Source organism: Bacteroidota bacterium, from assembly GCA_026391695.1.
Classification (GTDB): Bacteria; Bacteroidota; Bacteroidia; order Bacteroidales; family JAGONC01; genus JAPLDP01.
The window spans coordinates 70,516-83,484 of the sequence record JAPLDP010000031.1; the positions used below are offsets into that span (position 1 = coordinate 70,516).

Below are 12,969 nucleotides of genomic sequence, written 5' to 3' on the forward strand. Positions count from 1 at the left end.
CCCAGGCTGTCCTTTTCTTTCGTACTTTCTGGAGTTTATCCCGCCGAAAGGCGGGAGACACTCAAAAGAAAGTACATAATTAAAAAACATTCTCAATCCATTTCTCTTTTTCATTGAACATCAGCTCTATTCGCATTGAAACATAGCTGAGACGCAGGCAATAAAAAAAAGAGGTCATTTCGCATTCAGTCCTCAAAATCAATTTACCTGGTACATCAAAACATTATTTACCATACTTATGCTACCAATACTTCATTCAACTCATTAATAACTACATCCAGCTCCTCACCAAAAAGTCGATGCATTCTTCCAATCCCACCCATTGCATCAAACGGAGCAAAATCCAGGTCTTCTTTATCCAAATGGATACTGCCGGCAATGTGATCCTTTATCATCCTCAGCCAGCTCATTTGCTCTTCATTGAACTTCACCATACCTGCCTGTTTGCGGAATACCCATGTCTGGAAGTTCTTGTCAACAATATTGTCAAATGGTGTAAGTTGTGTGTCAATCTCAGTCACCCGACGTATAAGAGAAACAAGCGCCGTTAACTCATTCTTTGGGCTGCGTTCATCCACCTTTTCTATCTGCCTGTATGCCTCCCATATCCTCATAGGAGCAAGGGCAGGTTTCTCCCGTTTGAGGACATCAAGCACCTCCCTGATCATCTTAAAGGTGATTTCCCTCCGGTTATAGGGTTGGTTATAAAAAATACTCAGCGCTTTTATCTCATCCCTGTGTTCTTCAAGGAATATCTTAAACTCTGAAATGAGGTCAACTGATTTCTCTTTGGCATCTTTATCCCACCCGGCAAAGGTCAAATGATCAGGATTGACGTTATCCATGATCTGTTCGATAGTCCGCCTGACATTCTCGATATAGTCGATAAGCTTTGAATTGAAGTTAGCCTTGGAATCATAGATCAGTTTCTCTTTAGTCTGTGTGAACTCATCATCAGATATTTCAGCCTTATCAGAACGGTGTAATATCTTTCGTGCATGTTCCAGCACCCTGTCAGGATCGAAAGGAGCAAGTAATTCACCGGTGACCTGATTGATACTTTTACCACTGGATAATCCTGTAAATTGCTGCTTCTGATCGCTATTCATCTGTTTACCAAGTCGTGCGAGTCGACCGGCAAGGGATAAGAATACATCTTCATCCCTTGCACCGAACATGACAGCATTCAGAAGATCTTTCAGCGGAATGCCCTTCTTCCGCTCCAGCGGCCTGCTGTCGGTCTTCAGGGATTTTGTGACACCAATAGCATCCACAATCACAAAATGGGTCTTGGAAGTCCTTACCGATGGAGTTACCTGTCTCAAGTCTTCGTAATCGAGTGTCCGTGTACCCCTGCCTTTCATCTGCTCAAAATAATTCCTCGATTTTACATCACGCATGAACATCAGGCACTCCAGTGGCTTGATATCCGTACCAGTGGCAATCATATCCACGGTGACAGCGACGCGGGGGTAATACTCATTCCTGAATTGGGCAAGAACCGATTTGGGATCCTCCAGTGATTTATAGGTCACCTTTTTACAGAACTCATTGCCCTCATTGAACTCCTCCCGAACGATGTTGATGATATCATCGGCATGGCTGTCGGTCTTGGCGAAAATAAGTGTTTTGGGTAGCTCATCCCGGCCGGGGAATATCTCCGGCAACGATTCCATGAACGTGCGTATGATCTCGCGTATCTGGCTTATATTGACAATTTCATCATCGAGTTGCATTGAGGAGTATTCCTGGTCTTCATCTAATTGTTTCCAGCGCTTTTCACGTGTAAGTCTGTTACGGATGTCAACAAATTCCTTTGCCCTGAGCACAGCGCCATTCTTTGTGATCTCCGTTTCGATTGTATAAACGTCATAGCCGACATTCACGCCATCGGCGACAGCCTGTTCATGTGAATATTCACTGACGATGTTCTCATTAAAGAAACCAAATGTTCTTCCGTCAGGAGTAGCAGTGAGGCCGATCAGGAAAGCATCAAAATAGTCCAGTACCTGCTTCCATAAGTTATAAATAGACCGGTGGCACTCATCTATCACAATGAAATCGAAGAATTCGGCAGGTACCCTGGGGTTATAGACGACAGGCAATGGCTCCTTTGGTTGCCAGGTACTCTCATTCGGGTTTATATCCTCCACCTCCTCTTCCAGTTCTTCCCCCTTGAGTATAGAATACAGCCGCTGAATTGTACTAATACATACCTGGCTGTTGGGAGGCACATACGAAGACTTGAGCCGCTGCAGCACGTATAACTCAGTGAACTTGCGGTTATCATCCTGCGGGATGAACTTCATAAATTCCTGCTCAGCCTGCTCGCCAAGGTTGCGGGTATCCACAAGGAACAGTATTCTCCGGGCATTGGCAAACTTCAGAAGTCTGTAAACAGAAGTGATTGCCGTATAGGTCTTGCCGCTCCCGGTAGCCATCTGTATAAGGGCACGAGGCTTGTTGAGTCTGAATGATTTCTCAAGCTTGTTTATAGCACTATACTGACATTCACGAAGGTTAACGTTGCTGAGTTCCGGGATATTATCAAACCTGGCGCGCAACGTTTTATTTTCATGCAGCCATAACTGAAGCGTTTCGGGACGGTGAAAAGTAAACACCGGATGTGAGCGTGGTTTAGGATCGCTATAATCAGTAAATCGGGTAACCGTACCGGTGCTTTCATAAACAAACCGAAGGGGTTCATTGTCAAAGTACTTCAGTTTGCTTTTTGCATATCCGGACGACTGTTCCTCAGTAACCGTCAGCCTGTGTCCTTCTTCTTCCTTCTTGGCCTCGATGACACCAATGGGTTTCCTGTCGATGAATAGTACATAGTCTGCAGGGCCGATGGCAGTTTGATACTCACTAATTGCAAGTCCGTTACCAGCCGCGAAGTTGATGTTATCCTTAGATTGCACGACCCATCCGGCCTGTTCAAGCTGGCGGTCGATCTGTTCTCTGGCTTTCTGCTCCGGATTGAGATTCACGGTGATGGATATATTTTGCGGTAAAGTTAAGGAGTTACATGATAAGTATCGTTATAGGAGGCAGAAAATGTGGGTTGTTTATGTATTTGTTAGGATAGTGATATACTATGAAATAATTAATAAGTGGCGATGCAGTATGCCTAATAGTCATGGAAAACCATAATACCGTTTCCATCTTTTCCAATAGATAAATGCCTAAGGTAAGTATAATAGTTTATTAATGAATAGCTTTGTGATGTGTAGTAATTATATATATCTTGACTAGGTTCTACAGAATGGATTGACCTGTAAAAAAGATAATAGTGTTTACTATTTGCTAAAGTATTATAGTATAATAATTTTAGCTGTAATGATTTTGATATATAATCAGAATAGTTGTCATTATTTATTTCTGAAATGAATAAAGAAAACTCAAGCAAGGATTCTGCATCTGTAGTAATAATATTTATATCACTGTTTTCTTTTTCAGAAGATGGTAATAAGCTATCTGAAAGTATATATAATTTGAGTAAGCGAAATAGGCCTTCTGTGATTTGTTCTTTGAACTTGAATTGATGAAGTTGCCTTTGAGTAATCTGAATTCGATTTTCATTTATGAACCCCTTGGTTAATGCGATATTAAACTCTCCTGATTTATGTATACTAAGTTTGAATACTCCAGCAAAAGGTCTAATAGCGAAATATATGTCATTTTTATTATGCCAAATCCGCCAGACTGATGATTGATTACCTTGATTGTCATTTACGACAAATCGAAAATGAGCAGTTGATTTCATTTTGTATTTACTTCTAACATGTGGCAGGCAACCTCAATTAGGAGGATTTTTGTAATATAAAACAATGCGCTATCATAGTTGCGGTTCATATTGTTGCGTGTAGTGCTTATAATTCGACATCAGTTTCTTCATTAATTTTAAGATCAATGCCTTTTGATTTAAGAAATGAATCGGTTTGTTTATCAACTTCAATTGGATAATCTGGGGAATTCAAATTAATAGAGGACACAAGATCTTTTTTAAATAATTCAATGTCTCTCTTAAACTCCCAATTCTGCATTTCAGGAGAGGCATAGTTTATTATTCTATCCATAATTCGAGCACCAGCTGATAAAGTTTTCTCACTAAATGTTGCTACTGAGTGAAGAAGCGAAACAAATTGAGTCTCAGAAAGTGGTTTACTGGATTCCGTAATATCAATGAACTTACTTGGATTTGTTACCCAACCATTATACTTGTCTGTTTTTGCAAAAGAAATAAGTGACCTATCATAAGTTAGTATAATCCAGTGCTCATTATTATTAGTAATTCTGTCATTTGTGAATTGAAGTCCCCAAATATCATGATTAATAAGATGGGAAGGTTTTTCAATTCCAATTTCATTTAATTGGTATAAATATTCCTTTTCAAAATTTGCACAATCTTCATGATTATAAAATGGAACTTGGACAAATTCTATACCTGATTTATTGAGAATTGATTGAAGATCTGTCATTAATGAACGAACCCAGGATTTGACATCAATTCGTTCTGTTTTTAATGAAGAGCTATATGAACACAAATAATCCATGAAACTTTCTGGTATTCTTGCACCTTGAAGTTTTAAAGCATAATAATTTGCCACAAACGCATTACCTGAAAACTGAAGTTCGTTTTTATCCAATTCAATCCCATCATATTTTCTCGCCTGAAGTAGATGACCGGCACACTCATTTATATAAAAATATGGAATATGTAATCTAGCACCTAACCTTTTGGCTCTTTTAATAGACTTAACACTCATGTCAAAATATCTATTGACAAACCCTTGATATAGTTGAGAGCATGTATATGGAATAGCCACAGTTGGTTCTACCATTATATTAAAATCAGACCATCTATTTCCACCCAAGGATTTAGCACTTGAAACTGGATTGGAACCTTCTAAAGCTAAATAAATAGACGCCCTTGTAATTTTAGTAATTACTGGGTGGTTTGAAGCAAGTTTTAATAAATCCTCAATCAATTTATCAACACTTTCAATATCAACACGTTTCTTTTTGATTAGAAATTCTTTGATTTTGTCTAAACTGTTATCATCAACTTTAAAGAGAGGATGAGAAACAATACTTGCCTTTATTTCCTTTAGATTAGATATTTGTTGTGCAATAAAGGCTTCAGCAATCCAAACAGATATTTTCTTAGAATCATCAACAGTCCAATCTATATGATAATCATTTCGCATCAAATCAGTTTGAGCTGAAACGATGTCAGCTAGTTCTATTTCATATACTCTTTTTCGAGAGTCAATATCATTTTTTGATTTTTCACTTAGTATGATATTACCATTAAAATTTCTTTTCAATTTTTCCCTTCCGAAAAGAGCTCCAATTCTTTTCTTTAGAATTTCTTCTTTGATTGAATTTAGCCCAAGAAACCCTTTTACTTGGGTTATTATCTCATCTTCACTTAGCTCTCCAGAATTTGAAAGGATAAATAAAACTGTATCGTCATAAATGCCTTCTTTTAGATCACTTGCGTCACTGGATAACAAAGTATATGAATGAAGGGCTATCTCTCTATAGTCAATACTTTTTGGTGAGTAATCTCTAGGCAAGGGATAGTTGTTTTCATCAAGAAATTGATTTAATAATCCATCAGATAAGATTAATCCAGCTATTAAATTAGCACTTAAGCATGTACTTGGTATATTGAGATCAGAGGTAATTTGATTTTCAATTTTTCTAGCCTCTGTTTCACTTAACACGAATGTAGTTAAGTAGAAGAATCTGTTTATACCTAATTTGCGGAGTGACTTTTCGGCATCCTTATAAGCTTTTCTAGCAATATCAGTTTTTTGAGTAGTTATTTGATATGCTACGAGAGTTCTTTCACCAGAATCCCCTAAAGCAATGAAGTCAGTACCCCCATCATTCTTACCATCAACATTTATTGCTTTCAAGTTGAATACTTGGTTCAATACCAACTTACAAGCATTATCGAAATAATACTTCCCTAATCTTGTAATATGATTTGTTAAAGTTTCTTGATCCATGGTTTTATCTTTTAGTATAACATGCAATATATTTGTATACAATTGTATTTATGTATACCATATAAGAGTATTTTGTAAACTTAAACAAATTTAACAATTTTAAATTAGTAATATAGCTTTTTCAGACGATTATATCCCACTAAAAAATACCAACCCGTCGGAATGCTATTTTGACGAATCTGAAAGTGGAGACAATTCACACAGCACTTTTGGGAGCAAAAAGGCAAAAAATGGCGAAGAAAAACTTTTAAATGAACTCTCTCTTATTTCGTTTCCTTTTCTTCTTCCTTCTTTCTCCTTAGTATGATTCCACTTTCTCATGAATCACAACATATCATTTAAGAAATCCCTAGTCTCAATTAAGAAATTTGTTCTTGCAAAATGACTCTTTTTTGACGTGCTTTACCAACTGGCCAGAAAGTGCTCATATTTACTTCTCTATTCCCATGTTTTACACACGATCTCTATTCAGGTGGTATAAGAATATCATCCTGGGATGACATCTCATGTTTCTGCACAACGATAGGTGAATAAGGGCATTTTATATTATCGGAGAGAATATTCTTTCCTATGTTTCCAGAATTCAAGAAAACCAATGGGTTTTGCCCCATACCCCAAGTAGTCATGTAGTCAAATAGTCTAATAATCCCTCACGCACCAGACACTAAAACCGTAGATCCTAACCTGGACAAGCCAGAACCAAAAAGGGGAAATGCGTAACTTTATTGCATGGAACTATTAACTAACACATACAAAAGGGATATAACCTGCGTGCTCTCATGTTACGATAGACTTATCATCAGCGGTACAATGCCAGAGATATCCTTTAGCCAAGGGATGACAAGATATATGTATCAAAATGAGGTTAAGATATTTGATTATCCCAAATTTGCTGAGCCATTTAAAGATGCCATTCGGGCAAATGCTGAACGTATAGCCAAAGAACATGGAGTGGAAATTGAGTTCATTCGCAAAGCCGGCGTTAGAAAAGAATCAATTATTTCCGAGAAAATTAAACAGCGGGGCGATCATCCTGGCATTGTCCATATTATCTCAGCAATGGAGACATGCAATACATATAAACCATGGCACGACAAAACAACAGGAAAAACATTTTTAAAACCAGACCAAAGCAAATGTTTGCATTACTATTTTTATTTCATTGACCAGCAGGTTGGTTTAGGATATGTACGCGTACCTACATGGTGTCCTTTCCGTTTGCAGATTTATATTAACGGGCACAATTTATTGGCCACAGAATTGAAACAAGCAGGGATTAAATATACCATGATAGACAATGCTTTTGATAGTCTCGAAGATGTTGATAAAGCGCAAGAACTTTCGGACAATATCAGTATTGAGAAACTTCACCGAAAATTAGATGAGTTTGCATGGCAGTTCTGCCCTGTCTATAAAGACTTTAACCTGAGATACCATTGGAGTGTGGTGCAAGCAGAATACGCCACCGATATCGTTTTTAAAGAGCAGGACGATTTGCAACAAATTTACAGTGAACTTATAGCCACAGCCATACACACGGTTAAACCTGAAAATATCGCAACTTTTTTGGGTCAAAAACTTGACAACCGATATCAAGGTGAAGTTGGCAATAATTACAATGTACGCATTGAAGGCAGTCGCATAAAACATACGATGGGATCGGTGTCTATAAAAATGTACGACAAGTTCAGTAAAATACTGCGCATAGAAACAACATCCAACGATATAAGTTTTTTTAAACACTTCCGGGAGGTAGTACACCGTGACGGGTCAAAGTCGCATGAAATGGCTCCGCTGAAGAAAAACATCTACAGTCTTTCATTTCTAACAGATAACCTGAAAGCTTCGAATAAAAGATATTTGGAGTTTATTTCAGCTTTCGATAACAAAGAAGTCGGAAGAAAAAGGCTTGGGAAAATTACTTCATCAAAAAGTGACAATAATCGAAACTACAAAGGCTTTAACTTCTTTAGTGACGATGATTTATCAGTTTTAACAGCCATTGTTCGTGGTGAATTTAATATTAATGGTTTTAGAAACAAAAACCTGCAAAAACTACTCGGATTTAAGGGTGGCAAAATAAGCAGGTTAATCAAACGGTTGAGGGTACATGGGCTTATTAAAAAAGCTTCAGATTCATACAAATATTATATGACTAAAATCGGTAAAGAAACCATTATTATGGCCCAGAAAATTAAAGAGTTGCTGCTAGTTCCTGCTTATTGCTACTGAATATTATGCCAAAATAAACATCAAAATAAAAGATAAGGTACTAATGTAGTCGAGCTGGAAATCCATTCCATCTGGTAAAAAGGTAATCGGCCTTAACTCCAAAATTTAAAGAAACTTAACGCAATCCACATAGAACCAGTGGTAACTACCTTTGGTTCCCTCGCAAGCGGGGCAGGCAGTGCAACAGGGCGTTCATCGTTCGTCCTACGGACGCAACGAACGCTTAGTTATTAGGTGCTGTGCATTTCCTTTCTTAGTTTCTTAATTGTTCTGTATATATGTATATGGTGATTAAACACTGACTTGATTCTTACACTATATTCGTTACGTCTCTGCAATTTAGCAGCAAGCTTATCATCAGCATATATCTTCAGTTTATTTCCTTTGTTCGATTCATTGCATATTTCTACCCAAACTTCCCATTCATCTTGCACAGGATCCTTTCTGAAGATATGTATATGTAATTCTTTTTTCTCGTGGAGTTTTGTGTAATTAATCTCATTTCCGTCATATTTCCTTTTACCTATTTTTTCTCCTTTCTTTGAAAGCCGGTCGGTTTTTATTCCTTCTTTTTTCCCCGATTTGGCAAGTTTATCAGCGATTTTGTTTTGTTTCCTCGGTCTAAATTCAATATTTACTCTAGCATATGTTTTATCAGATAGTTTCTTCCGAGTTTTATCAAGTTCATCCAGTAATTTATGGTTTTTAATGGGTTTACCTTCATAATTTTTCCACTTATTACTTCTCCAATTCTTTATTTTATTAGGAGAAGTTTTTTCTGATTCACTTAATCCAAATCTATCCGTTATAAAAATTATCTGCTTAATATTCCTTAACAATACCCTATATTCACTAAATACATCAATAGTTTTTTTCATTGCTTGTATAAGTGCCTCTAATTCTAATCTTTCAATATTACCACCAGTATATCGACCTATAGATATAGGGATAGGCTCAAGAGGTATAGAGTCTGGAAATGTAATGACAAATCCAACCCCTCCAGAATTCTCGGAATTATAATCCATAGCACCATCGCAATTTACATATACAGCATGTGGATTTAACATTATCCTTTCATTTAGATTTTAAAGTAAATGTGCAGCATGAGGAATCGAACCTCAATCGCCCCTTGGACAAGAAACCTTGGATTCCTTCTCCGAGGGGGTGCTTTACCTTTAAGCTATACTGCTTATAAGTTGTTCAATCATTTCTTTATCGGGTTCTAATCCAAATTCTAAGACACAATATCTTTTGAATTTAGAAATTATCCTGTCTTGATTATTATGATTTATCTTACTCTGTTGTTCTTTTTTAAAGTCTGGTATCATAATTTTCTCAACAATTTTTCTTGTAGTCAATTTTGAAACAATTTTGCTATCGATCTCCAAAACAATTCTCCTGAGAATATTAATAGAATCAATAATTATACTAAAATTAAGCATATTTGCATTCTGTTTATTTGCGAAGTCAATTCCTTGTCTAGGATGAGAAAGCTTTGAATCCCAAAACTCATTTATTCTTTGTCCTTTTGTTTTTATTAATTGATTTAAGCTGTTGCTTATATTGACAGAGTTCTGATGAGTTAGTCTATTTCTTTTTAATCGTAAATAATCCAAGGTATCTATTAATTCAGCAATAAAGTCAATTTTGTCAATTGCTAATCTATTTAGCATTTTATCAAATAAAAGTGAATCAGATTCAACTTCTTCTAGTTTTTTATCAAAGGACTTTATATTCTCATCTACTTGTTGTGAAAAATCTAGTATGTTTTTTAAGTAACTCTCAAAATGAGAATATATTAAAAGAAATATACCTTGTATTAAAGTTGCATCAGTCTTCGCGTGCTCTTTTTCTAACTCCTTTAGCTTAATATTATGTTTTCTTTTAAAAGGGTTTGAAACAAAATAGTCCTGTGTTAGAGTTTCAGGTTTTTTATCAATCATTTCAAAATAATCAATACAGAATTGATTCCACACAAATGAGTAATGCGTAAAACTGTTATTTAACTCAGATAAAATTCTATAAAAATCACGAAGTTCTCTAGTTTTCATTTTATGCTGTAATGTTTAGTCGGGTAGGTCAGGGGCATTGCTGCCCCTTTCCCCCCTAAGAACCGTACGTGCGACTTTCACCGCATACGGCTCAAGTCCTCATAAATCGGATTTAACCGACCGGCAATCTTACAAATACAGATAATGCCTTTGCAATACTGCGTTGTAATGATTTAACGAGTTTCCTCAGTTTCAAGTGCACATCCTTCTTGCGACGGATTCATTTGCTTTCCTGAATTGAAAATCTTATTACACCTTTCTTGCAATTGAGAACCAGATGGAAGTCTGCCCCCTTTCGGGTCTGGTATAACCAGTATCCCGGCGATTACAGCCGGGCATTTGCTTGCTCCATCCTCCCATACCTGCAATACATTGTATGCGTCTCACGACGAACCTACCCCGGAAGCCGGGGAGTTTTACAGGCTTACCACGTTCCGCTCAAATAACAAAATGGGTTAGGTGCTGCCTATATACCGGAAGATCCACATCCATGTGCTCATAGCAAACGTACTTGCATCTTGTCTTCTTGCCATTTTGGTTAATGTGTATCAGCAACTTTCACATTTCGCAGCATGACGATACGTCAACGGCAGTTCACTTGCATTCACCATGCCATCCAAGCCGACACCTGTCCGGACGTTACTATCTGACAGGGAATCTTATCCCGGCAGCTTCACACCTCAACGTTGCCATTGACGCATGTGCCGGTAGGCTACTCATGATGGAACATGAGGTTAATTCAGTCTGTAAAAGAACGATTAACAGTTATTTAAGCGACCTCGTGTCGCACTTTGTATTACACTTAACGCCAGTCCGTCTAATAACTTCCTCGTCGTTTTAACGATTAAGAAGTAAAGATACAAATATTCAGAGGAAAATGATATGGCGTAGCCTTTTATAATTTTTGAGCAAGAAGGCAAAAAAGGCGAAAAAACCTTTTAAAACCCTCTCTCTCCTTCCTTTCCCTTTTTTCCCTCTTTCTCCTTAGTATGGTTTCACTTTCCCCATAACTCTCAACATGTCAACGAATAATTCCCTGGCCTCGACCAAGGAATTTGCTCTGGCAAAATGACCCCTTTATTGAGATGCTTTACCGACTGGCCAGAAAGTGCCTTTATTTAGTTAGCATACTCGTGTTTTACGTATGATTTCCTCACAGGTGAACCATATGCTTCTGGGAAAAAATCGTGCGTGTTTTGTCATATCGCACAGTTAAGAAAAGCAATTAATATTATCAGAGAGAGGATGTCCTTTCTTATACTTTTGTGATTCAAGAAAATTAGATATAGCCACTCTATCCCCCAAATTGTCAATAATCCCTGATGCAACGAACGCTAAGACCATACTGAAAATAATAATCACCACAATCGACCCCTGAAGCGTAACAGTGTAAATAACGGTACCTAGCGAAGTCTAAAAATCCCTTTGTTGATGTCCACCAATAACATTCATAACCGACCCATGGAAAACTACCATCGAGGCTTCGACTTCCTACTGCAAAACCAGAAAATCCAGTAAGATCAGTGCCACTATTTGGTTCAAACCAACTAATAGTGGATTTCAGGTTAGTTCCTGCATCATATCCTCGATAGTTCCAATCAATGTCCCATTCCGGATCACCAATCCCATAATAACTGTCTGCAGCTCCTTCCAGAACTTTCCATTCCTCCTCAGTTGGAATATGCCAATTTGGTGGGCATATCCCCTGAGTGCCTTGCTGTGTAATATATTGCATTAATTCCTGCCATTGATAATAACCACCATAAATCAAACAACTATCCTCAATGTTATCGAAACAGTATTTTTCGATGATTCCATTATCTGTCATTTCCTTTGTTCCCGGAATCATTATTCCTACATTCAGGTTTTCCTTTAACCAGCATTGGCTAAATATTTGAATTGTGTTGTAAACCTGTCCTGCATAGTCCACTGTTGGTGTTTCAGGGCAGGGAATGTCGGTGGCAAACTGGAAGGTATAATCTTCACTGGTTTCAGGGGCATCCAACAAGCCTGACTGGAGTGTATCCATATAGCCAATGTACAGTAAAGTATCTCCTATGCTGAATAAAAAGTTACGATTAGTTGAAATACTTTTTAACGGTGTAACTGTATGACCATCACATCCAAGGTACTCAAGTTTGCAATCCATATCTGAGCCATTACCGGCAGATAGGATCTTAATATACTGGTTGATCCCTCTCCATGAAGCTGTGAAAAAATAGAGTTCCCTGCTTCCTGGTTTAAACTTGAATGAACGGTACCCTTTATCCAATAATCTCTCCGAAGTGATGAGATGACGTCCCAGGACATCTGTAACCATCAGACTCACCTCATCCCTTTCAGGAACATAAATGCTGATAGTGGTCTGGTCGACCACTGGATTCGGGAAGTTCTGCATTATCCTGAAATTACTTTTTATATCCTGATTGTCATGGATACCAACATAATAAAGTGTCAGCACTGTATCTGGATAATACAAAACTGTATCAACTCCATGGGTGCGATTCATTACTTTGATACTGTCGAGCTGGACATAAGAAGTGCTGTCAATAGCAGTGAAGGCTAATTCAATTGCAGGCTTCTGACTAAAAGCATACCATACAATCCCAAGAGTTATAACAATGAGTAAAATTTTTTCTTTCATACGACCTGATCTTTAAATGTTA

General features: G+C 37.5%; 7 protein-coding genes and 1 tRNA gene. 1 reads left to right on the forward strand and 7 read right to left on the reverse strand.

Annotation, left to right across the window (positions count from 1 at the left end):
- Positions 1 to 236 precede the first annotated feature (236 nt).
- The 3 genes from NT175_03425 to NT175_03435 all read right to left on the reverse strand — a co-directional run bounded on the left by NT175_03425 (position 237) and on the right by NT175_03435 (position 6,020).
- The gene (locus tag NT175_03425; protein MCX6233759.1) at positions 237 to 2,996 is read right to left on the reverse strand and encodes a DEAD/DEAH box helicase family protein; all 2,760 of its coding nucleotides are present in this window, start codon (positions 2,994 to 2,996) and stop codon (positions 237 to 239) included.
- A 134-nt stretch (positions 2,997 to 3,130) separates the two neighbouring features.
- Complete coding sequence (locus NT175_03430) at positions 3,131 to 3,766, reverse strand: hypothetical protein (protein ID MCX6233760.1); 636 nt, start codon at positions 3,764 to 3,766, stop codon at positions 3,131 to 3,133.
- A 106-nt stretch (positions 3,767 to 3,872) separates the two neighbouring features.
- The gene (locus NT175_03435; GenBank protein MCX6233761.1) at positions 3,873 to 6,020 is read right to left on the reverse strand and encodes a hypothetical protein; all 2,148 of its coding nucleotides are present in this window, start codon (positions 6,018 to 6,020) and stop codon (positions 3,873 to 3,875) included.
- A gap of 810 nt (positions 6,021 to 6,830) precedes the next feature.
- On the opposite strand from NT175_03435, the gene NT175_03440 reads away from it, so the two are divergent.
- Positions 6,831 to 8,252, forward strand: coding sequence for a MarR family transcriptional regulator (locus NT175_03440; protein MCX6233762.1), 1,422 nt, complete (start codon positions 6,831 to 6,833; stop codon positions 8,250 to 8,252).
- Between the two features lie 230 nt (positions 8,253 to 8,482).
- Here NT175_03440 and NT175_03445 read toward each other — a convergent pair whose 3' ends face one another.
- The 4 genes from NT175_03445 to NT175_03460 all read right to left on the reverse strand — a co-directional run bounded on the left by NT175_03445 (position 8,483) and on the right by NT175_03460 (position 12,947).
- Positions 8,483 to 9,319, reverse strand: a complete 837-nt coding sequence (locus tag NT175_03445) for a hypothetical protein (protein ID MCX6233763.1) — start codon at positions 9,317 to 9,319, stop codon at positions 8,483 to 8,485.
- 30 nt (positions 9,320 to 9,349) lie between these two features.
- A tRNA-OTHER gene (locus NT175_03450) sits at positions 9,350 to 9,441 on the reverse strand.
- Complete coding sequence (locus tag NT175_03455; GenBank protein ID MCX6233764.1) at positions 9,428 to 10,303, reverse strand: hypothetical protein; 876 nt, start codon at positions 10,301 to 10,303, stop codon at positions 9,428 to 9,430. The genes NT175_03450 and NT175_03455 overlap by 14 nt, the downstream gene beginning before the upstream one ends.
- A gap of 1,309 nt (positions 10,304 to 11,612) precedes the next feature.
- Complete coding sequence (locus NT175_03460) at positions 11,613 to 12,947, reverse strand: hypothetical protein (GenBank protein ID MCX6233765.1); 1,335 nt, start codon at positions 12,945 to 12,947, stop codon at positions 11,613 to 11,615.
- Positions 12,948 to 12,969 lie beyond the last annotated feature (22 nt).